Raw genomic sequence first — 21,301 nt, 5'->3', positions numbered from 1 at the left:
GAGCCGGTCGGCGGCAGGAGGGACGTACTCTTGTCGGACGCCGTCGAACAGGGGGTGCGGGTGCGAAGTCGGGCAGTCGTCGCGGCCGGAGTCGTCGTCGCGGTCCTCGCCGTCGTCGGGATCTGGCTCGTCGTCCGGCAGGTCGGGCAGCAGCTGCGGCTTCCGCTGGCCAGCCGCACCTGCACCGTCCAGGCCGACGGCGAGGTACGCCTGGACGCCGACCAGATGGCCAACGCCGCCACCATCGCCGCGATCGGCATCCAGCGGCAGATGCCGGAGCGGGCCGTGGTGGTGGCGCTCGCGACGGCGTACCAGGAGTCCGGGCTGCGCAACCTCTCCGGCGGCGACCGGGACTCGGTGGGCCTGTTCCAGCAGCGGCCGAGCCAGGGCTGGGGCACCGAGGAGCAGATCCGCGACACCCGGTACGCGACGAAGCGGTTCTACGCCGCCCTGAAGCGGGTGCGCGGCTGGGAGAAGATGCGGGTCACCGAGGCGGCGCAGAAGGTGCAGCGGTCGGCCTATCCCGAGGCGTACCAGAAGTGGGCCGACGAGTCGCAGGTGCTGACCCGGGCGCTGTTGGGCGACGCCACCGGGGCGGTGGCCTGCACGGTGGGCTCGACGCCGGTGATGCGCGGCGAGGCCGCCGCGGCCGCCCTGGCCCGGGGCCTGCGGCTGGACTGGGGGCTGCCGGAGACGCCCCCGGCGGCCGACCCGACGGGGCTGGCCGTGCCCGCCGACGACCAGCGCGCCGGCTGGCGGTACGCGCACTGGCTGGTCTCGCACGCCTCCGACCACGGCGTGAAGCGGGTGCGCTTCGGCAGCCTGGAGTGGACGGCCCGGGGCGGAACGTGGAGCCGGGCCGCCGACACCCCCGCCGCCACCGGCCAGGTGCTGGCGGAGGTCTTCGCCGACGCCTGAGCCGCCGTCGGGCCGCGGTTTGGTCACCGCACAATCCGGCAGGTACGGCAATACCCGCAAATCACCACCCGATCGCCACCGTGCGTGACCAATCGACTGCAGTTGGTCCGACATGCCCCGATACGGGCGTGCCTCATCCGGAGCCTGGGCCGCCGGCGCAGTACGATCGGCTGCTGTGCCAGAGATGGCTTCTCATCGGGAGGGGTACCACGCGGTGTTCGATTACCAGGGCCGGACCGGCTACGAGCCGATCAGCGACACCGACCGCAAGGAGTTCCACGAGCAGGGCTTCCTCCTGCTGCGCAACGTGCTGACGGAGGACCACCGGGCCGCCCTGGAGGAGGCCGTCGACCGCGTCTACGCGGAGGAGAAGGCCAAGGGCAACACCACCAAGGACGGCACCCTGCACCTGCTGGGCTTCGTGGAGCGGGACGAGCTCTTCGGCGACCTGCTGACCCACCCGATCGCCTTCCCGTACATGTGGGGTCTGGCCGGGTGGAACATCTACACCCACCACAACCACCTGGACGTCACCCCGCCGGCCCTGGAGCCGGAGAAGCCGTACTGGGGCTGGCACCAGGACGGGTACCGGCAGAACTCCGACCCGGAGACGATGGACCCGAACCTCCCCCGGCCGATGTTCTCGCTGAAGGTGGCGTACGTGCTCTCCGACCTGTCGGAGACCGGCCGCGGGGCCACCAAGGTGATCCCCGGCAGCCACCTGTGGAACTCGCTGCCCCGGCCGGACGACCTGACGGTGCACAACCCGGACCCGGAGGGCACGGTGGAGATCACCGCGAACCCGGGCGACGCGTTCATCTTCGACCGCCGCCAGTGGCACTCCCGGTCGACGAACCTGTCCAACATCACCCGCAAGATGCTCTTCATCGGGTACACGTACCGCTGGATCCGTCCGCTGGACGAGCTGCACATCAACAAGGACGGCGAGTGGTGGGCCAACCGCACGCCGGTGCAGCGCCAGCTCTGCGGCGAGGGCACCCACACCGCGAACTACTGGGGCATCAACTGGAACGGGTACATCGACGACGAGATCCCGCTGCGTAAGGAGCTGAAGGAGCGCGGCCTGCTGGACCGCAGCATCCCCTGGCTCCGCTGAGCTGTGCGAGGAAGGGCCTCCTGCCAACCGGCAGGGGGCCCTTCTCGGCATCCCGGGAGAGCTTCCGAGCGGTCAGCCCGCGCGGCCGGCGACCCGGCGGGCGGCCTTCTCCCGCATCCACTCGGGCAGGTCGGGGACGTCGAGCAGCCGGGGCAGCAGCTCCGGCTCCAGGGTGGTCGCCCGGAACACCTCGCCGATCGTCACCCCGTGCGCCGGGCGCTCCACCACCTCCACCGGGTCGCCCGCGCCGGCCTCCCCGGCGCGCAGCACCCGCAGGTACGCCCCGGGCGCGGCCCGCGCCGTGAACCGCTTGATCAGGTCGGGCACCCCCCAGAACCCGGCGAACGTGGTGCACGGCGTCCGCGGCTTGGTCACCTGGAGCAACGCCGAGCCGACCAGCCACTGCTCGCCGATCACCGTCCCGGTCACGTCCACCGCGTACGTCGTCAGGTTCTCGCCGAAGGCGCCCGGCCGCAGCTCGCGGCCCAGCTCGGCCGCCCACCACGCCGCGTCCTCCTCGGCGTACGCGTACACCGCCTGGTCGGGGCCGCCGTGGTGGGCCCGCTCGCCGATGAAGTCCCCGGCCACGCCGTCCGCCCCGAGCAGCACCGGCCCGTCCACCGGTCGCTTGTCGATCCCGCTGCGGCCGCTCGCGTCGCCGGCCCACTCCGCCTCGGTCACCACGCCGAGGTTCACCGCCACCAGTCTGCCCGTCATGGCGTACCAGCCTACGGGCTGTCCGGCCGCTCGGCCGGGGCCGGCAGGAGTTGTGCGAAGGGGTCCCTTCTCGACGCCAGGCGCCGAGAAGGGACCCCTCCCTGCACCTCAGCCCTTGACGGCGCCCGCCACCAGGCCGGAGACCATCCGGCGCTGCACGAGCAGGAAGAAGATGATGACCGGCAGGGTGAACAGCGTCGAGGCGGCCATCACGGGCCCCCACGCGGTGTCGTCCCGGCCGAAGAAGAACGTCATCGCCACCGGCAGGGTGTACCGGTCCTGGTCGTTGACGAAGGTCAGCGCGAAGATCAGCTCGTTCCAGGCCGTGATGAACGAGAAGATGCTGGTCGCCACCAGGCCGGGCGCGACCAGCGGGAAGAGGATCCGGCGGAACGTCTGCGCCCGGCTGGCCCCGTCGATCGCGGCTGCCTCCTCCAGTTCCTTGGGCACGGCGGCCACGAAGCCGCGCAGCATCCAGACCGCGAACGGCAGCGAGAAGCCGAGGTACGTCAGGATCAGGCTGGGCAGCGTGTTGTACAGGCCGAGCCGCTGGATCATCAGGAACAGCGGGATGACCAGCGCCTCCAGCGGGATCATCTGCACCACCAGCAGCATGATCAGGAAGCTGGTCCGCAGCTTGAACCGGAACCGCGCCACCGCGGTCGCCGCCAGCAGCGCGACCAGGCCGCTGAGCACCACGGTGGACACCGCCACGATGGCGCTGTTGAGGAAGAAATCCGCGAACGTGACGCCGGGGATCAGGTTGCCGGTGAGGATCTCCCGGTAGTGCTCCAGCGTCGGCTCGGCCGGCACGGGCCGGGGCGTGGCCGAGAAGATCTCCCGGTTGGGCTTGAGCGACGTCGCGATCATCCAGTAGACCGGGAACGCCGCGAAGAGCGCCACCAGCAGGCCGGCGCCGTTGAGGGCGACCCGCTTCACCACCGCGCCGCGCCTCACGACTCATCCTCCTGCTTGAGCACCATGCGTACGTAGACCCCGGTCACCACCAGCAGGATCAGCGTCAGGACAACCGCGATCGCCGCGCCCAGGCCGTACTTGGGCGGTGGCGAGAACGCCTCGGCGTACGAGTAGATCGAGAGCATGAACGTCGGCCGGTCCTGGGTGCCGCCGGCCAGCACGAACTGCTGGGTGAACACCTTGAAGTCCCAGATGGTGGAGAGCACCACCAGGATCCCGAAGACGGGGCGCAGCAGCGGGAAGGTGACCTTCCAGAAGACCTTCCACGGCCCGGCGCCGTCGACCCGGGCGGCCTCGTGCAACTCGCTCGGCACGCTCTTCAGCCCGGCCAGCACGCTGACGGCGATGAACGGGAACGAGTGCCAGACCACCACCAGCGTGAGGATGATGAAGAACAGCAGCGGCGAGTTGAACCAGCCGTACCCCGTCCAGTCGCTGCGCCCGAACAGGGCTTCGGACAGCCCGTCCGGCAGGGCGTTGAACAGCCACGTGACCAGGCCGGAGGTGTCGTCGAACAGCCACTTCCAGACGATCGTGCCGGTCAGCGCCGGGGTGGCCCAGGCCAGCATGACGCAGCTCGCCACGAAGGTGGCCATCCGCCTGCCGAGCCGGTTGAGCAGCAACCCGACCAGGGTGCCCAGGATCATCGTCAGCGCCACGTTGGCCACGGCGAACAGCACCGTGTTGCGCAGCACCGTGAGAAAGAACGGGTCACCCAGGATCTCGGCGTAGTTGCCGAGTCCGACCCACGGCCACTCGCGGTCGCCGCGTAGCTGCCGGACGTTGTTGAGCCGGTAGAACGACATCACCACGACCTGGCCGAGCGGCCACAGCAGCAGCACGCCGATGATCACCAGGCAGGGCAGGAGCAACAGGTACGGCAGGCGGTCCACCCGGCGACGCCGCCGCGCGGGGGTCTCCCGCGCGGCGGTCGTCTCCGGCGCCTGGGTCAGCGTCGTCACTTCGCGTTGAGGATGCTTTCCATCTCGGCGGCCGCGTCGGCGGTGGCCTTCTCGACCGTCTTCTGACCCTTGATGACCGAGCTGTTCATGGCCTGGGTCACCGTCTTGGTCCGGCTCACCTCGACCCACTTGGGGGTGAGCGGGGTCAGCTTGGTGTTCTGCATGGTGGTGGCGAACGCCGCCATCACCTTGTCGCTGGCGTACTCGCCGCCGGCGACCAGGTCCTGGTAGACGGGGAAGAAGCCGAGGCTGCTGGCGAACTCCTTGTCCTTCTGCTTGCTCAGCAGCACGGTCATGTAGTCCCAGGCGAGGTCCTGCTTCTTGCTGTCCTTCCACAGGGCGATGTCCGAGCCGCCGGCGAACGCCGGGGCCGGCTTGCCGTCCGGGCCGGGGATGGGGAAGGTGCCCCAGACCTTCTCGATGTCGGGGTTGTCCTTCTTGATGGCGCCGCCCTGCCAGCTGCCGGCGAAGGCCATGGCCGCCTTGCCGGTGGCGAACTGGGTCCGGGCGTCGATCTCGTTCCAGCCGGCGGCGGCCGGCGGGGCCACCTTGTGCACGGTGACCAGGTCGGTCCAGAACTTGACCGCCTTCTGGGCCTCCGGCGTGTTGTAGCCGGACTTCCAGGTGTCCCCCTGCTTCGTGGCGATCTCGGCGCCGGCGGCCCAGAGGAAGGAGTAGAACGGCAGCTCCGAGTTGCCGGGCAGCGCGATGCCGTACGTGTCGGGCTTCTTGGCCTGCACGGCCTTGGCGGCGGCGACCAGCTCGTCCCAGTTCGTCGGCGGCTTCACGCCCGCCTCGGCGAACCAGTCGGTGCGGTAGAACATCGCGCGGACGCCGGCGTACCACGGGATCCCGTACTGCTTGCCGTCGAGCTGGGCGTTCTTCACGAGGTCGGGCAGGATGTCCTTGCCCTCCGACCAGCCGGCGAACTTGTCGGTGACGTCCGCCAGCGCCTCCTGGGCGGCCCAGCCCTGCGTCTCGGTGTTGCCCAGCTCGGTGACGTCCGGGCCCTCACCGCCGGCGAGCGCCGCCTGGAACTTCTTCGGCGCCTCCAGCCAGGGGATGTACTGGACGACCACGTCGCTGTCCGGGTGCTTCTTCTTGAACTCGGTCTCGACGCCGTCGAGGAACGCGGTCTGGGCCTCGCTGCCCTCGCCCATCATCCAGACCGTCAGCTTGCTGTTGTCGGCGGCCTCGTCGTCCCCGGAGCCGCCGCAGCCGGCGAGCACCATCGCGGCCGACGCCACCACGGCGGTGACCGGAGCCAGCCGTTTCCACCTGTTCACGCCATATCTCCCTCGCGCCGTCCTGGCACTAACCTTCTCCGCCGCACCTTAGTAGGAAGAATTCCTTTACGACAGAGGGGCGCGCGCAAGCGAGGCGACCGTACCCCAGGCAGGGGGCGCGGGGGCAGCCCGCCGACGGGACGATCCGGGGCGTACCCATGCGAAAGGGCGCCCGGCCTGCGGCCGGGCGCCCGTCGCGGGGAGGTCGATTACCGGTGCGTGACGCTGCGCCGGCCACCGATGCTCGCCACGATCGCGACCGCGATGGCGGCGACGACCACCTGGACCAGCAGCTCGCCCCAGTCGACACCGGAGGTGTTCGTGGAGATGCCGATCGCCTGGGCCAGCACGGTGCCGAGCAGGGCGGCGCCGACGCCGACGAGCATGTGCAGCCAGATCGGCATGTCCTGCCGGCCCGGGACGGCCAGGCGACCGAGCGCGCCCACGATCAGACCGACGATGAGCGCGGTGATGATTCCGGTAACGGTCATTGTCGTTCTCCTCAGAAAGCTTCACGGTCAATCACTGTCGTGACCGCTAAGTTCCCGGGCGGCGGAAAGTCCAAACCGGCCGATCCGGACAGCCAGCCCGACGAGCATCAGGAGGCGACGTTTTCCCAGGTAGGCACCACCGCCGGCCGGCGGCGGACCCACCGCGCTCCCGGGCGGCCAGCACACGGGCGGCCAGCACACAGGCGGCCAGCACACAGGCGGCCAGCGCACAGGCGGGCGCCCGACCGGAATGGTCGGGCGCCCGCCGCAGTCGCGCTGGCGTCATGGCCTAATAACGGGTGACGCTCCGGCGCCGGCCCACGCCGGCGACCAGGGCCACGGCGATGGCGGCCAGCACGACCTGGACCAGCAGTTCCGCCCAGTCGATCCCGGCGGTCTCCGTGGCGATGCCCATGGCGCGGGCGAGCACGGTGCCGAGCAGCGCGGCGCCCACGCCGATCAGCATGTGCAGCCACATCGGCATGTTCTGCCGGCCCGGGACGGCCAGGCGGCCCAGCGCGCCGACGATGAGACCGACGACGAGCGCGGTGATGATGCCCCAGACGGTGAGCTCCACGGTCACCCTCCTCAAAATCCGTCGCAACGATGTGTCGTTGCTGTCGTTGACCACCAAAGTTCCCGAGCGTCCGGAAATCCAAACCGGAGCCCATTCCCTGCGCAGCCGGTGATTGGGGCGCGGCGGAGCAGGCTCGACACGGTCTTGCCGGAGCGGAGGCTGCCCTGCCAGATGTCGAGGCGGGCGGTGGACCCGACCACCGACCGAAGGTGGACCGGGGGCAGCGTGGGGCCGGCCACCGCCAGGTCGAGCGCCCGGGGGGCCACTTCGCCCATCAGCGATTCGGACGCCACCAGCGACCAATGCGGACTGTTAGCGTCGAGATACGCTCAGGCGTCAGGGGTGACCATGCGCGTCTCGCTAGTGACTAGTCGGATACGTCTTGATCCTCGTTCTCTTCTTCGCGGCCCTGCTCGCGTTCGCGGCCCTGGTTCACCGTCGCGAGCAGCGGAAGCAATGGATCCACATCCCGCAGCCGTCACGCGCCCCCGAGGAGCCTCGTCCGCAGCATGTCGACTATGACCCAGATGATCCGAATGATCCCTATAACTATTCTGGGCCTCTGACCGGGTTCTGACCACGCAACCTGGCTGACGGGCCTTGGATACACGACCGCCCGGGAGTGAGGGGCCAAACCGGCCCGATCTCGCCGGACGACGGATCACGCCGACGGTGATCCGTACGCCGAGGGGTCCGGCGAGCGGCGGGCGGTACGCAGACGGCCGGCACCCGGGCGTACGCCGTGGGTGCCGGCCGTGCGGCGGAGGGTAGCCGGCGCGTGCCGGCCCAAGCTCACTTCTTGCCGGGGGCCTTCCCGTCGCCGCTGTCGGACGAGAGCGCCGCGATGAAGGCCTCCTGGGGAACCTCGACCCGGCCCACCATCTTCATCCGCTTCTTGCCTTCCTTCTGCTTCTCCAGCAGCTTGCGCTTGCGGCTGATGTCACCGCCGTAGCACTTGGCGAGCACGTCCTTGCGGATCGCCCGGATGGTCTCGCGGGCGATCACCCGGCTGCCGATGGCGGCCTGGATGGGCACCTCGAACTGCTGCCGGGGGATCAGGTTGCGCAGCTTCGCGGCGATGTTGACGCCGTAGTTGTACGCCTTGTCCTTGTGCACGATCGCGCTGAACGCGTCCACGGGCTCGCCGTGCAGCAGGATGTCCACCTTCACCAGGTCGGACGCCTGCTCGCCGGAGGGCTCGTAGTCCAGCGAGGCGTAGCCCTTGGTGCGGCTCTTGAGCTGGTCGAAGAAGTCGAAGATGATCTCGGCGAGGGGCAGGGTGTAGCGCAGCTCCACCCGGTCGGCCGAGAGGTAGTCCATGCCGAGCAGGCTGCCGCGGCGGCCCTGGCACAGCTCCATGACCGCCCCGACGTAGTCGTTGGGGGTGAGTACGGTGGCCCGCACGGTCGGCTCGTACACCTCGGCGATCTTGCCGGTGGGGTACTCGCTCGGGTTGGTGACCACGGCCTCCTGGCCGTCCTCCTGGATGGCCCGGTACACCACGTTCGGGGCGGTCGAGATGAGGTCGAGGTTGAACTCCCGCTCCAGCCGCTCCCGGATGATCTCCAGGTGGAGCAGGCCGAGGAAGCCGCAGCGGAAGCCGAAGCCGAGCGCGCCGGACGTCTCCGGCTCGTAGACGAGCGCGGCGTCGTTGAGCTTGAGCTTGTCGAGCGCGTCCCGCAGGTTCGGGTAGTCGGACCCGTCGATCGGGTAGAGGCCGGAGTAGACCATCGGCTTCGGGTCCTTGTAGCCGCCGAGCGGTTCGGTCGCCGGGCTGGCGTTGATGGTGACCGTGTCGCCGACCCGGGACTGCCGGACGTCCTTCACGCCGGTGATCAGGTAACCCACCTCGCCGACGCCGAGCGCGTCGGCCTTCTGCATCTCCGGGGAGATGACGCCGATCTCCAGCAGCTCGTGGGTGGCGCCGGTCGACATCATCTTGATCCGGTCGCGGGCGCTGATCCGGCCGTCGACGACCCGGACGTACGTGACCACGCCCCGGTAGACGTCGTACACCGAGTCGAAGATCATCGCCCGGGCGGACGAGGCGGCCTCGCCCACCGGCGGGACGAACTGCCGGACGATCTCGTCGAGCAGGTACGGCACGCCCTCGCCGGTCTTGCCCGAGACCCTGATGCAGTCGGCCGGGTCGCCGCCGATCAGGTGGGCCAGCTCCTCGGCGTACTTCTCCGGCTGCGCGGCCGGCAGGTCGATCTTGTTGAGCACCGGGATGATGTGCAGATCGTTCTCGAGCGCGAGGTAGAGGTTGGCCAGGGTCTGCGCCTCGATGCCCTGCGCGGCGTCGACCAGCAGGATCGCGCCCTCGCACGCGGCGAGGGACCGGGACACCTCGTACGTGAAGTCGACGTGGCCCGGGGTGTCGATCATGTTGAGGACGGCCTGCTCGCCGGCGCGGTCGCCCTCCCGGATCGTCCACGGCATCCGCACGGCCTGGCTCTTGATGGTGATGCCGCGCTCACGCTCGATGTCCATCCGGTCGAGGTACTGCGCGCGCATCTGCCGGGGGTCGACCACGCCGGTGAGCTGCAACATCCGGTCGGCCAGGGTCGACTTCCCGTGGTCGATGTGGGCGATGATGCAGAAGTTCCGGATGCGCGCCGGGTCGGTGGCACCAGGAGCGTTCGCGCCGGAATCGAGCGTCGGTGGCACAGCGGTCCGTTCTGGTCGGCTGACGTGAGCAGGCCGGCGCGACGCCGGCCCCCTCTATGCTCCCACGTCGCCCGCCGAGCGGTCCGATCACTCCACCGCCGCCGGGACGGCCACCGCCGAACCCGGGCCGGCTCGCTCCCCCGGCGGCGCGGCGAAGTCGAACTCGGGCCGGCTCACTCTTCGAGCCGGCTCACTCCTCCGGTCGGCTTCACTCCTCCGGTCGGCTTCACTCCTCCGGTCGGCTTCACTCCTCCGGTCGGCTTCACTCCTCCGGCGGCGCGGCGAAGAGGGCGGCGAGCCGCGGCAGCCGCCGGCCGGCCTCCTCCTCGTCGTCGAAGTCCCAGAAGTCGTTCAGGTCGGGCACGGGCACCGGGTCACGGTCCGCCGGCAGGTCGGCCGCGGCCGCCTTCCGGTACGCCTCCCAGGGCACCGCCAGCATGTCCTCGCACTCGAACTCGGCGCCGCTGAGCGCGGCGGCCCGGACCTGCGGCAGCTCGGCGAGGGAGTCTGGGTCGGCCACCGCTCGGGCGAACACCGCCCGGCCCAGGGTCATCAGCCAGCCGCGGAAGTACTCGAAGCCGTCGTCGGAGGCACCCCCGTTGATCAGGTACGCCGCGCCCCACAGGTCGACCTTGTAGGAGGCGGCGAGCACCCGCCGCTGGTGGTGGGTGTACCCAACGATCTCCTCCGGGGCCCGCTCGGCCAGCAGGGCGACCGCGCGGGCGGCGACCGCGTCCGCCGACGCCCCGGCGCCGGCTCGGGCGCGGTCGATCAGCTGCCAGAAGTCGTCGGTCCTCATGGCTCGCCAGTCTGGCAGAGCGGGCCGACGCCCCGGCCGCGCACCGCGCCGTGGTGGCGCCGGTGGGGCAGCATGGGCAGGGTGCGCGCCATCTCGCTGCCCCCGGTGCCGTACGACGCGACCGCACTGCGCCCGGCCTGGGCGGACCTGCCGCCCGCGCTGCGGGCGGCCGTGACCGGGCGGCTGGGCGCGCCGGTGGCGGCGGCCCGGGTCGCGGGCGCGGGATTCACCCGGGGCTTCGCCGCCGTGCTGGAGACCGCCGACGGCCGGCGCGCGTTCGTCAAGGCGGCGTCGCTGGCGGACCAGCGGCACCTCGTCGACTGGTACGTCCGGGAGGCCGCCGTCCTCGACCGCCTCCCCACCGGCCTGCCGGTCCCCCGCCCGAGATGGACGGTCAGCGCGGCCGGCTGGTTCGCACTCGGCCTCGACGCCGTCGACGGCCGGACGCCCGCGCTGCCCTGGACGGCGGCCGACCTCGACGCGACGCTGACCGGGTACGCCGAGGTGGCCGCCGCGCTGGCCGGGTCGCCGCCCGAACTGGTCGCGCTCGGCCTGCCCCGGCTCGCCGACCTGGCCCGCGACGACATCCTGTGGTGGGACGAGGTCGCCGCCGGCCGGGAGCCCGCCCCGGACCTGCCGCCGGCGGCGCGGGGTCGGACGGCCGAGCTGGTCGCGCTGGAGTCGCGCCTGCCCGGGTACGCCGAGCGCGGCGGCCTGGCCCACGGCGACCTGCGGCTGGACAACGTGCTCGTCGACCAGGCCGGGCGGGCCTGGTTCTGCGACTGGAACTGGCTGTGCCACGGCCCGGCCTGGTTCGACCTGGTCAGCCTGCTGATCACCGCCCACGCCAGTGGCCTCGACGCCGACACGCTCTTCGCCCGGCACCCGGCGGCCGCCGGCGCACCCCCGGACGCCCTCGACGTGACCCTCGCCGCACTCGCCGGGTACCTGCTCACGTCGGCTGCCGCCGGCCCGACCAGCGCCTCCCCGCACATCCGCGCCCACCAACGGTGGAGCGGTGAGCAGGCGCTCGACTGGCTGGCCGGCCGGCAGCGGTGGCGATGAACAGCCACCCGACCGGCTCGCCGGCCGCCAGCGGTGGCGATGAACAGCCACCCGACCGGCTCGCCGGCCGCCAGCGGTGGCGATGAACAGCCACCCGACCGGCTCGCCGGCCGCCAGCGGTGGCGGTGGGCGGGGCCTGAGAGGGCCGGGTCGGTGCGGGCCGGCCTATGCGGTTTTGGCTCGTCGCGGCGGACCTGGTAACCTGGCTTTTCGCGCGGCGATGACCCATGCTCGTCGGGCGCACAAGCAGACCAACCCGAGCTATAGGACGAGGCTGTCGCGTGGCGAACATCAAGTCCCAGATCAAGCGCAACCGGCAGAACGAGAAGCGCCGGCTGCGTAACAAGTCGGTCAAGTCGTCGCTGAAGACCGCCATCCGGAAGTTCCACGAGGCCGCCGAGGCCGGCGACACCGAGAAGGCGACCGTCCTCATGCGAGACGCCGCCCGCAAGCTGGACAAGGCGGCCAGCAAGGGCGTCATCCACGCGAACCAGGCGGCGAACCGCAAGTCGGCGATCGCCAAGCGCGTGGCCTCGTTCTCTGCCTGACGCGGCGACCGCAGACCTGACCGGAAGCCCCGGGGGGTACCCCGGGGCTTCCGGTTTTCGCGTCTCCACCCCGCCATCCCGCCGACATGGCGGAACCTCGGCCACGGCGACCACCCCACACCGCCGACATGGCGGGGATCCGGCCACGGCGACCACCCCACACCGCCGACATGGCGGAGATCCGGCCGCCACGACCCCGCCACATCGCCGGCGTGGCGGGAACCCGAGCGGCGGGTCAAGCCGCCCGACTTGGCGCGGTCAGGAGTCGGGGCGGTCAGGAGTCGGGGCGGTCAGGAGTCGGGGCGGTCAGGAGTCGGGGCCGCCGACGCGCCCCCGGCCCGTCAGACCGGGCGCCTCGGGGACGCCGTATCCGCCCGTCCCCCGCACCCGGGCCCGGCCGACCACCGGCTCGATCTGGCGCCGGAACCGGTCCCGTTCCTGCTCGGGCACCAGCGCGGCGGCCCGGACCACCACCTCGGCCACCATGTCGTTGAGCTTGACCATCGCCGCCACGGCTGCGGGCAGGATCAGCACCGCCCACCAGGTGACCAGTTCGGCCAGGGCGAGCAGGACGGCGAGCGCGACGCTGCCCTCGAAGAAGAGGAAGCAGAGCACCCCGCCGGGGTTGACGAACCGCAGTCCGAGGGCCCGGGCGTAGAGGGGGCGGTAGCGCTCCTCCTCGGTGGGCACGGTCGCCCACGACGCCCGGACCGGGCGGTTCACCGGGTGCCCTGCCTAGCGGCCGCGACGGCGAAGACGGCGCGCTCCAAGGCGTACGCCCGGTCGTCCGAGCCGCCCTTGACCGCCGCGTTGCACTCGGCGGCGGCTCTCATCGCCTCCACCAGGCCATCGGGCGTCCAGCCCCGGGCCCGCTGCTGGGCGCTCTTGATCTTCCAGGCGGGCATGCCCAGGGTGCTCGCCAGCTGGTACGGGTCGCCCCGCCCGGCAGCGGCGACCCGGGCGACCGTGCGGACCCCGTCGGCCAGGGCGTCGGCGATCGGAACCGGGTCGACGCCGACGTGCAGCGCCCAGCGCAGAGCCTCCAGCGCCGCCGGCACGTCTCCGACCATGGTCGCGTCGGCGACGGTGAAGCCGCTGACCTCCACCCGCCCCTTGTAGTAGCGGGCCACCGTGTCGGCCCCGATCCGCCCGTCGGTGTCGGCGATCAACTGGGAGCAGGCAGCGCTCAGCTCCCGCAGGTCGGTGCCGACCGCCGCGATGAGCGCCTCGGCCGCGTCCTCGGTGCACTTGCCGCCGGCCCGGCGGATCTCGTCCCGCACGAAGGCCACCCGCTCGCGGTGGCCCTTGAGCTTGGCCGCCGGGACGACCGTCGCACCCGCCGCCCGCAGCCCGTCGGCGAACGCCTTGCCCTTCGCGCCGCCGAGGTGCAGGACGACCAACTGGACGTCGGGGTCGGGGTTCTTCGCGTACGCCAGCAGGGCCGTGACCAGGTCCTTGCGGGCGTCCTGGCCGGAGCGGAGCACGAGCACCCGCCTGCCGCCGAACAGCGACGGGCTGAGCATCTCGGCGATCTCGCCGACCGTCAACGTGCCGGCCTGGTACTCGCGGACGTCAGCGTCGGGGTCGACGGCGCGGGCCCGCGCCACGGCTTCGGTCACCGCGCGCGTGGCGAGCAGCTCCTCGTCGCCGAGGACGAGCAGAATGGGAGCGAGGTCGGCCGAGGTCACGTCGCCCATATTCGCACGCCCGGGTGCGGCTTCGTGCCTGCTCGTCGGGCCCTCCGGTGGGAGAGCCCGCACTCAGCGCAAATCCAGACATTTACCTCGACTCCACCTCAATGCCGTCACAACCCTCGATCCTCAGGGCTGTCTGCCCGGCGGCGCCCCCCGGGTCACCACGGCCAGCCCGTCCCGGTGCCGGACCACGGCGAGGTCGCCGTCGGTGTCCGTACGCAGCACCCGGGCTCCGGCTCTGGCGAGCCGGGCGAGGACGGCCGGGTTCGGATGCCCGTACGAGTTGCCCACGCCCACCGGCACCAGCGCCACCCTGGGCCGGACCGCGTCCAGGAACGCCGGCTCCTGGTATGCCGACCCGTGGTGGGCGACCTTCAACACGTCGGCCCGCATCCCGCCGGGCGGCGCGCGATCGAGCAGGGCTCGCTGTTCCTCGGTCTCGGCGTCCCCGGCGAGCAGGACGCGCACCCCGGCCACCGTGGCGAGCAGCACCAACGAGTTGTTGTTCGCGTCGGACCGCGTGCCCCGCAGCGGATAGGGCGGCCCGAGCACCACCAACTCCACCGCCCCGTCGCGGTGCGTCCACCCCGCCGTCGCCGGGACCAGTTCCGCCCCGCCCGCCGCGGCAGCGCCCCGGACCAGGTCCCGCCCGGCGGCCGGCTCGGGCCACTGCGGCGTACGCACGGCGGCCACCCGGCGACCCCGGAAGACCCCGGCTACCCCGCCGGTGTGGTCGACGTGGAAGTGGCTGAACAGCAGCAGCGACACCTCGCGTACGCCGAGCCGGCGCAGGCAGCCGTCCACCGCCGCCGGGTCGGGGCCCGCGTCGACCACCACCGCACGGCCGGCGGCCACCGGCAGCACCAGGGCGTCCCCCTGCCCCACCGCGCACGTCACGGCCACCCACCGGGAGGGCGGCCAGCCGCCGGCGACGAGCCGCACCGGCAGGGTGCCGACGATCACCGCGACGGCGACCACCGCCACCAGCCGACGCACGACCGGCCGGCGGGCGGCGACCAGCAGCGCCACGGTCAGCCCCGCCAGCAGCAGGGCGCCCGTCAGCCCACCCGGCCACGGCAGCGTGCCCGCCGGCAGCCGGGCCCCGTACCGGGCCACCGTCACCAGCCACCATGCCGGCCAGCTCGCCAGCCAGGCCGCGAACTCCGCGCCCGCGGGCCACACGGGGGAGAGCACCGCCGCGGCCACACCCAGCACCGTGGCGGGCGCGATCGCCGGCACCGCGAGCAGGTTCGCCGGCACGGCCACCAGGCTCACCGTCCCGGAGATCCCGGCGACCACCGGGCCGCAGGCGAGCTGCGCGGCGGCCGGCACGGCGAGCGCCTCGGCCAGCCCGGGCGGCACGCCCCGCCGGCGCAGCCCGTCCCGCCAGGCCGGGGCGAGCAGCAGCAGGCCCGCGGTGGCCAGCACGGACAGCGCGAAGCCCGGGTCGCCGGCCAGGTCCGGATCTACCAGCACCAGCGCAGCCACCGCCGCGGCGAGCGCCGGCAGGGCAGCCCGCGGACGACCGGCCGCGAGAGCCGCGAGGCCGATCGCGCCCATCGTGGCGGCGCGCACCACGCTCGGTGAGGGGCGAACCAGGATGACGAAGCCGACCAGGGCGACCGCGCACAACCCGGCGGCCAGCCAGGGGCCGGCCCGGCTCCAGCGGGCCAGCAGCAGGACCGCCCCGACGACGATGGCCACGTTGGAGCCGGAGACCGCGTTCAGGTGCGTCATCCCGGTCGCCCGGAAGTCCTCCTCCACCGTCGGCGCCAACCGGCTGGTGTCCCCCACGACGAGGCCGGGCAGCAGGCCGCCCTGCTCGTCGGGCAGCGGTTCGCAGGCCCGTTGCAGGCCGACGCGGAGCGTGCCGGCCCCGCGCTGCGACCACGGCGGTGGCCCGTGCAGCGTCGGCGCGGCGCGGACGGTGAGCACGGCAGCGGTGAGGTCGCCGCCGCGCGGCGCAGCGAGCCGCCCCTCGGTGGTGAGCCGCTGCCCGGGCAGCAGGCCCCGCCAGGCGGGATCGGTGGCGAGCACCAGGACGCGCAGCGGCGCGGAGACCCGCCGCCCGTCGGGAGCGGCCAGGGTGACGAGTTCGGCGCGGACCAGCAGGGTGGCCGGTCCGCCGGTGGCACCCCGCACCGGGCGGGGGTCGTCCCGCACGACCAGCTCGGCGTCGACCGGGGAGCGTTCCTCGACGAGGGCTCGGACGGCGGGGGCGTCCCGGACCGCGAGCCGGGCGGCGGTCGCCGCTGCCCCGCACACGATGCCGAGCAGCACCGCCACCGCGATCCACCCGTACCGGCGGACGGCCGGGGCAGGGCGCCCGAGCAGGCCGAGCAGGTGTGTCGAGGCGAGCGCGGCGAGCGCGGCCGCAGCGGCGGCGAGCACCGCGGCCGTGCGGGCGGTCAGGTGCAGGCAGGCCAGGGCGGCCAGCCAGGCGGCCACCGCGAGCCCGGCCAGTCGTAGGTCGGGTGGCGTGCTCGCGCCGCCGGCGCCCGGTGCGTCGGGACCGGTGGCCGGCGCGGCCCGGGCGTCCTCGGGCCGGGGCTCGCGCCGGACGGGCCGAGCGGGGCCGTTCACACCGTCACCAGGTCCTTGAGCTGCTCGTACCGGGCGTCGCCGATGCCCTCGACCTGGCGCAGGTCACCCACCGAGCGGAAACCGCCGTGCTGGTCGCGGTGGGTCAGGATTCGCTGGGCCAGCACCGGCCCCACCCCGGGCAGCGCGTCGAGCTGCGCCAGGGTGGCCGTGTTCAGGTTGACCAGGCCGCCGGGCTGGCCCGCCCCGGCGGGCGCGCCGGGCTGCGCCGCGCCGGCGGGGGCGGGCTGGCCCGGCGGGGCGGCGACGCCGACCAGGATCAGCTCGCCGTCGGCGACCTTGCGGGCCGGGTTCAGCAGGGCGACGTCCACGCCGGGCAGCGCACCGCCGGCCGCTTCCACGGCGTCGGCGACCCGCGCGCCCGCCGGCACCCGGACCAGCCCGGGGCGGCGTACCTTGCCGGCGACCGCCACCACCAGCTCACCGCCCGCCGACGGGTGGGGAGCCTGGGGGACGGCGGAGGCTCCCGGCGTGGACGCCTCCGAACCGGCGGCGGGCGCGGCGGCCCGGACCGGCTCGGCCTGCGGGCGGGCCCGCCACGCCCAGAAGCCGGCTACAAGCACCACCACGGCGGCGACGGCGGCCAGCGCCCGGACGCCCCTGCGGCCGGGGTCGAACGCGCCGGGCCCCGGCAACCGGGACAGCCGCCGCCCGGGCGTCGGCTCGGCGTCGGGTGACGATCCGCCGGCCCAGGCCGCCTCGTCACCGCCCGGTACGTCCTCGGCACCCGCCGCGTCCTCCGCGCCCGGCGCGTCGTCGTTCCACGGCGGACAGGGCCGGCCCCGCACGTCCTCTCCCCACGGCAGGGTGTCCCCGTCCGGCGACGACGCCGAGCGGGTCCCCACCCGGGCGCGCGACCGCGCACGACGGATGCGACGGCCTTGTTCTTCTTGGCCGCGGAGGCCGGACGCGCCGGCACCCTCGCCCGGCCACGGCGTGGGCCGCTCGTCCGGCTCGACGGCGGCCGGCGCCCACCGTTCCTCCGGCGGGACGACAACAGGCAACTGCTTCGGCAGAACGACGGCAGGCATCTGCTCCGGCGGGACGACGGCAGGCATCGGAGCCGCGCCGACCGGCCCGGCTGCGGGATCGCGGCGCTCTCCTGCCGTCCGCGCGCCCGCTGGCCCGACCGGTGCGCCCGGCCACTCATTCGCCGGCCCGACCGTTGGGTCGCCGCCTTCCCCCACCGGCCCGATCCCGGGCCCCGGCACCCGTGCCGGCACGTCCCCCGCGGCCCGGGACGCGGGCGGGGCCGCGGGCGGAAGCGGGGCCGAGACGGCGGGTGGGCCCGGAGCGGCGGGCGGAGCGGAGTACTCGGCCGGCGGCTGGCCGGGCAGCAGCCACCGCAGACGTCGCCGTACGGTCGTCTCCTCATCGTCTGACACGGCGCGAGGCTAGGTCGCCGGCCCTGCCGTACGAGGCCCGCCAGGTCTCAGCTGTGGACAGTGGGCCGGCCTGTGGACAACCGCCTGATCATGCACCTGGTGTGCTAGGGACGGCCAGCGCATGTCGTCCGCCCGGCAGTGGTGTTGGCGCAGCTCAGTAACCTTGCCGCGTGCTTCGCCTTCCCTCGTATCCGTCGCCGGCCGACCTGCCACCGCAGGCCGCGAACGCAATTTCGCCGAGCGGCGTACCGGTCCTGGGCCTGGTCCTCGTCCTGATCGGCGGGTTCCTGCTCTGGCGTGCCGCCCAGCCCTCGAATGTCTCCCGGCGCGAGGAACGCCGGGGCGGCGTCGCGTTCCTCGTCCTCGGCTGCCTGATCGGCGTGGCGGGACTCGTCATCTGGCTGGACTGATCATCCGCTCGGTCCGGGCCAGCCGCGTACGGCAGCTCAGGCGGCCTCTGCCGGGCGGGGGCGGCGGTAGACGACGACGCTGGCCAGTCCCGGGCCGGCGTGCGCGGCGACCACGGCGCCGGCCTCGGTGACGTACGTGGTGTGCAGCCGGTCGCCGAGCCGGTCGGCCAGCGCGGCGACGAGTTGCTCGGCGCGCTGCGGGGCGGCCAGGTGGTGCACGGCGAGGTCGACGTCGACGTCGCCGGCCGCCTCGACGGCCAGGTCGACGAGCCGCGCCAACCCCCGGGTGGCGGTGCGGACCTTGTCCAGCAGCACGATCGCCCCGTCCGGCATGTGCATGATCGGCTTCACCGACAGGGCGGTGCCGAGCAGCGCCTCGGCCGCGTTGATCCGCCCGCCTCGGCGCAGGAAGTCCAGCGTGTCGACGTAGAAGAAGATGGTGGTCCTGGCCACCGCGTCGAGCGCCGCGCGGCGTACCCGGGAAAGGTCCGCGCCTCCCGCGGCGGCCTCGGCGGCGGCGAGCGCCGGGAAGCCGAGGCCCATCCCGGTGGACCGGCTGTCGACCACCGCGACCCGGTCCCCCAGCTCGGCGGCGGCCAGCCGGGCCGCCTCCACCGTGCCGGAGAGCCCGGCCGACAGGTGCACCGACACCACCCCGTCGGCCCCGGTGTCCAGCAGCCGCCGGTACGTCCCGGCGAACTGCTCGGGCGCCGGTCGGGAGGTGCTGACGGACACCCGGCGCCCGCCCAACGCCCGGGCCGCGTCGGCCGGGAGGACGTTCACCCCCTCCAGCCCTTCCGTGCCGTCGAGCACGACGGTCAGCGGTACGAGGGTGATCCGGTGCGCCCGCACCAGCTCGGGCGGAAGGTAGGCGGTGGAGTCGGTGACGACCGCGACGGGCATGTTCGGCACGCTAGCCGATGTCGCCGCCGGCCGCCGGCCGGCGAACGGCCGAGACGGCGCACCGACCTCCGCCCGCCCGACCAGACCGCCTCGGCCGCCAGGCCAGACCACCACGACCGCCAGGCCAGACCACCACGACCGCCGGGCCGGACCACCCACGACCGCCGGGTCGGACCGGCTCGGCCGCCGGGCCAGACCGCTTCGGCCGCGGTCAGACCGCCTCGGCCGCCGGGGCGGACGGGAGCGGGCCGACGTTGTGGGCGCGCAGGTGCCAGCCCTGCGGGCCGCCGTGGCGCAGCTCGGTCCAGTGGCAGTTGCTCAGCGAGCCGATGGTGCGCAGCACGGTGCGGTCCCAGCCGAGCAGGTATCCGCAGCCCTGTCGGGCGCCGCCGCCGTGGGTGGCGACCACGACGGTGCCGCCCGGTGCGGCATCCGCGGCGTCCTGCAGCGCCGTGCCGAGCCGTTTGCCGAGGTCGTCGAGGCTCTCGACGTCCGCGCCCGGGTCGGGGTCGCCGGCCCGCCAGCGGGCGTACTCCTCGGGGTGGCGCTCGGCCACCTCGGTCAGCAGCAGCCCCTGCCACCGCCCGAAGTGCCGCTCGCGCAGCCGAGCGTCGGTGCGCACGGGCAGCCCGGTCAGCGCGGCCAGCGCGGCGGCCGTGTCCGCGGCGCGACTCAGGTCGCTGGCCACGATCGCGTCCGGGCGCAGCGCGGCGAGCACCGACGCGGCGGCGGCGGCCTGCTCCCGGCCGAGGTCGTTGAGCGGTACGTCCGTCTGCCCCTGCACCCTGCCGGCCGCGTTCCAGTCGGTGTTGCCGTGCCGCCAGACGATCAGTCGGGTCATTCGGCGCTGGTGCTGCCGGCGTCCGCCTCGACCAGGTCCCGGTCGACGAACGGGATCTGCGGGCAGTCCTTCCACAGCTTGTCGAGGGCGTAGAACTCGCGTTCCTCGGCGTGCTGGACGTGCACCACGATGTCGACGTAGTCGAGCAGCACCCAGCGCCCGCCCCGCTCACCCTCGCGCCGGACCGGCTTGGCCTTCTCCGGCAGCTCGAGCAGGCGCTCCTCGATCGCGTCGACGATGGCCAGCACCTGGCGCTCGTTGGGCGCGGCGGCGAGCACGAACGCGTCGGTGATGGCGAGTTGGTCACCCACGTCGATGATGACGATGTCCTGCGCCTTCTTGTCGGCCGCAGCCTGGGCGGCGGCCATCGCCAGCTCGTGAGCGCGTTCGGAAACTGTCACCGTACTCCTTCGATCAACCGTGCGACCCTCCAAGCGTCTCACACCCGGGGGCGGGAGCACTTGTCCATTCCGGTCGATTACCCGGACAGAAGCTCACATATCGGGCAAGATCACTCACGATACAGCCCCCGCTTGGCGATGTACTGCACCACACCGTCGGGCACCAGGTACCAGACCGGCTCACCCCGGCGGACCCGGTCGCGGCAGTTCGTCGACGAGATGGCCATGGCCGGCACCTGCACCAGGCTCACCGTGTCGGCGGGCAGGTGCGCGTCGGTGAGCTCGAACCCGGGCCGGGTCACCCCGATGAAGTGGGCCAGCTCGAACATCTGGTCCAGATCCTTCCAGGACAGGATGCGCTCCAACGCGTCCGCCCCGGTGATGAAGTAGAGCTGCACCTTCGGGCCGTAGACGGCGTGCAGGTCACGCAGCGTGTCGACCGTGTAGGTGGGCCCACCCCGGTCGATGTCGACCCGGCTGACCTGGAACCGGGGGTTGGAGGCGGTGGCGATCACCGTCATCAGGTAGCGGTCCTCGGCGGGACTGACCGGCTCGTCCACCTTCTGCCACGGCTGGCCGGTCGGCACGAAGACCACCTCGTCCAGCCCGAACCGGTCCGCGACCTCGCTGGCCGCGACCAGGTGCCCGTGGTGGATCGGGTCGAACGTGCCGCCCATGATCCCGATCCGCCGGATGTCGTCCTCCACCCGTTGATCGTATGCCGCCTCCGGGAACGGCAGCCGGGCCCCCGCGCAGCGCCCGCCCCGCCGGGGTCGGCGGGGCGGGCGCGGAGGGCGGCGAGCCCCCGTCAGGCGGGGCGGGCGCGGAGGGCGGCGAGCCCCCGTCAGGCGGGGCGGGCGCGGAGGGCGGCGAGCCCCCGTCAGGCGGGGCGGGCGCGGAGGGCGGCGAGCCCCCGTCAGGCGGGGCGGGCGCGGAGG

Annotated in this window: 22 protein-coding genes; 6 read left to right on the top strand and 16 right to left on the bottom strand. The window is 73.3% G+C overall.

The genetic code is table 11. From position 1 onward, the window contains the following. Positions 1-54 precede the first annotated feature (54 nt). Both ABGB16_RS19795 and ABGB16_RS19790 read left to right on the top strand, forming a co-directional pair. Positions 55-918 (top strand): hypothetical protein, encoded by an 864-nt coding sequence (locus ABGB16_RS19795; RefSeq protein WP_347669608.1) that lies wholly within the window; start codon positions 55-57, stop codon positions 916-918. A gap of 214 nt (positions 919-1,132) precedes the next feature. Then, positions 1,133-2,035 (top strand): phytanoyl-CoA dioxygenase family protein, encoded by a 903-nt coding sequence (locus tag ABGB16_RS19790; protein WP_347669572.1) that lies wholly within the window; start codon positions 1,133-1,135, stop codon positions 2,033-2,035. Between the two features lie 72 nt (positions 2,036-2,107). Here the strand turns inward: ABGB16_RS19790 and ABGB16_RS19785 are convergent, their stop codons facing one another. The 6 genes from ABGB16_RS19785 to ABGB16_RS19760 all read right to left on the bottom strand — a co-directional run bounded on the left by ABGB16_RS19785 (position 2,108) and on the right by ABGB16_RS19760 (position 7,046). Then, on the bottom strand, positions 2,108-2,752 hold the full coding sequence (locus ABGB16_RS19785; protein ID WP_347669571.1) for an MOSC domain-containing protein: 645 nt from the start codon (positions 2,750-2,752) through the stop codon (positions 2,108-2,110). Positions 2,753-2,860: 108 nt separating this feature from the next. Continuing rightward, the gene (locus ABGB16_RS19780) at positions 2,861-3,694 is read right to left on the bottom strand and encodes a carbohydrate ABC transporter permease (RefSeq protein ID WP_347669607.1); all 834 of its coding nucleotides are present in this window, start codon (positions 3,692-3,694) and stop codon (positions 2,861-2,863) included. An 11-nt stretch (positions 3,695-3,705) separates the two neighbouring features. After that, positions 3,706-4,692, bottom strand: a complete 987-nt coding sequence (locus tag ABGB16_RS19775; RefSeq protein ID WP_347669570.1) for a sugar ABC transporter permease — start codon at positions 4,690-4,692, stop codon at positions 3,706-3,708. Further along, positions 4,689-5,978 (bottom strand): sugar ABC transporter substrate-binding protein, encoded by a 1,290-nt coding sequence (locus tag ABGB16_RS19770; RefSeq protein ID WP_347669569.1) that lies wholly within the window; start codon positions 5,976-5,978, stop codon positions 4,689-4,691. The genes ABGB16_RS19775 and ABGB16_RS19770 overlap by 4 nt, the downstream gene beginning before the upstream one ends. Positions 5,979-6,187: 209 nt before the next feature. Then, positions 6,188-6,469, bottom strand: a complete 282-nt coding sequence (locus tag ABGB16_RS19765) for a GlsB/YeaQ/YmgE family stress response membrane protein (protein ID WP_347669568.1) — start codon at positions 6,467-6,469, stop codon at positions 6,188-6,190. Between the two features lie 289 nt (positions 6,470-6,758). Continuing rightward, positions 6,759-7,046 (bottom strand): GlsB/YeaQ/YmgE family stress response membrane protein, encoded by a 288-nt coding sequence (locus ABGB16_RS19760; RefSeq protein ID WP_347669567.1) that lies wholly within the window; start codon positions 7,044-7,046, stop codon positions 6,759-6,761. 382 nt (positions 7,047-7,428) lie between these two features. Here ABGB16_RS19760 and ABGB16_RS19755 point away from each other — a divergent pair, with 382 nt between their 5' ends. Continuing rightward, a complete protein-coding gene (locus tag ABGB16_RS19755) occupies positions 7,429-7,623 on the top strand; it encodes a hypothetical protein (RefSeq protein WP_347669566.1) in 195 nt (64 codons plus the stop codon). A gap of 215 nt (positions 7,624-7,838) precedes the next feature. Here the strand turns inward: ABGB16_RS19755 and lepA are convergent, their stop codons facing one another. Then, positions 7,839-9,716, bottom strand: coding sequence for a translation elongation factor 4 (lepA, locus tag ABGB16_RS19750; protein ID WP_347669565.1), 1,878 nt, complete (start codon positions 9,714-9,716; stop codon positions 7,839-7,841). A gap of 262 nt (positions 9,717-9,978) precedes the next feature. Then, the gene (locus tag ABGB16_RS19745) at positions 9,979-10,515 is read right to left on the bottom strand and encodes a DUF4240 domain-containing protein (protein WP_347669564.1); all 537 of its coding nucleotides are present in this window, start codon (positions 10,513-10,515) and stop codon (positions 9,979-9,981) included. 72 nt (positions 10,516-10,587) lie between these two features. Here ABGB16_RS19745 and ABGB16_RS19740 point away from each other — a divergent pair, with 72 nt between their 5' ends. Further along, positions 10,588-11,580, top strand: coding sequence for an aminoglycoside phosphotransferase family protein (locus tag ABGB16_RS19740; RefSeq protein ID WP_347669563.1), 993 nt, complete (start codon positions 10,588-10,590; stop codon positions 11,578-11,580). 281 nt (positions 11,581-11,861) lie between these two features. Further along, positions 11,862-12,128, top strand: coding sequence for a 30S ribosomal protein S20 (gene rpsT / locus ABGB16_RS19735; RefSeq protein WP_347669562.1), 267 nt, complete (start codon positions 11,862-11,864; stop codon positions 12,126-12,128). A 306-nt stretch (positions 12,129-12,434) separates the two neighbouring features. On the opposite strand, the gene ABGB16_RS19730 is transcribed toward rpsT, so the two are convergent. The 4 genes from ABGB16_RS19730 to ABGB16_RS19715 form a co-directional block, all read right to left on the bottom strand. Then, a complete protein-coding gene (locus tag ABGB16_RS19730; protein ID WP_347669561.1) occupies positions 12,435-12,851 on the bottom strand; it encodes a hypothetical protein in 417 nt (138 codons plus the stop codon). Next, positions 12,848-13,825, bottom strand: coding sequence for a DNA polymerase III subunit delta (holA, locus tag ABGB16_RS19725; RefSeq protein ID WP_347669560.1), 978 nt, complete (start codon positions 13,823-13,825; stop codon positions 12,848-12,850). Before holA ends, ABGB16_RS19730 begins: the two co-directional genes overlap by 4 nt. A gap of 123 nt (positions 13,826-13,948) precedes the next feature. After that, the gene (locus tag ABGB16_RS19720; protein WP_347669559.1) at positions 13,949-16,405 is read right to left on the bottom strand and encodes a ComEC/Rec2 family competence protein; all 2,457 of its coding nucleotides are present in this window, start codon (positions 16,403-16,405) and stop codon (positions 13,949-13,951) included. Beyond that, the gene (locus tag ABGB16_RS19715) at positions 16,402-17,454 is read right to left on the bottom strand and encodes a ComEA family DNA-binding protein (protein ID WP_347669558.1); all 1,053 of its coding nucleotides are present in this window, start codon (positions 17,452-17,454) and stop codon (positions 16,402-16,404) included. Before ABGB16_RS19715 ends, ABGB16_RS19720 begins: the two co-directional genes overlap by 4 nt. Positions 17,455-17,978: 524 nt before the next feature. Here ABGB16_RS19715 and ABGB16_RS19710 point away from each other — a divergent pair. Beyond that, positions 17,979-18,218, top strand: a complete 240-nt coding sequence (locus ABGB16_RS19710) for a hypothetical protein (RefSeq protein WP_347669557.1) — start codon at positions 17,979-17,981, stop codon at positions 18,216-18,218. A 36-nt stretch (positions 18,219-18,254) separates the two neighbouring features. Here ABGB16_RS19710 and ABGB16_RS19705 read toward each other — a convergent pair whose 3' ends face one another. From ABGB16_RS19705 to nadD, 4 genes are all read right to left on the bottom strand, one after another. Next, the gene (locus tag ABGB16_RS19705) at positions 18,255-19,121 is read right to left on the bottom strand and encodes a DegV family protein (RefSeq protein WP_347669556.1); all 867 of its coding nucleotides are present in this window, start codon (positions 19,119-19,121) and stop codon (positions 18,255-18,257) included. 211 nt (positions 19,122-19,332) lie between these two features. Further along, positions 19,333-19,962 carry a histidine phosphatase family protein gene (locus tag ABGB16_RS19700; protein WP_347669555.1) on the bottom strand — a complete coding sequence of 210 codons (630 nt, stop codon included), beginning with the start codon at positions 19,960-19,962 and terminating at the stop codon, positions 19,333-19,335. Continuing rightward, complete coding sequence (rsfS, locus tag ABGB16_RS19695; RefSeq protein WP_347669554.1) at positions 19,959-20,363, bottom strand: ribosome silencing factor; 405 nt, start codon at positions 20,361-20,363, stop codon at positions 19,959-19,961. Before rsfS ends, ABGB16_RS19700 begins: the two co-directional genes overlap by 4 nt. Before the next feature lie 110 nt (positions 20,364-20,473). Further along, positions 20,474-21,070, bottom strand: a complete 597-nt coding sequence (gene nadD, locus ABGB16_RS19690; protein ID WP_347669553.1) for a nicotinate-nucleotide adenylyltransferase — start codon at positions 21,068-21,070, stop codon at positions 20,474-20,476. Between the last annotated feature and the right edge of the window lie 231 nt (positions 21,071-21,301).

It is taken from the genome of Micromonospora sp. B11E3 (assembly GCF_039871625.1).
Taxonomy (GTDB): Bacteria; Actinomycetota; Actinomycetes; order Mycobacteriales; family Micromonosporaceae; genus Micromonospora.
The sequence above is the reverse complement of the archived record's forward strand: the minus strand, read 5'-3'. Positions and strand labels throughout refer to the sequence as shown.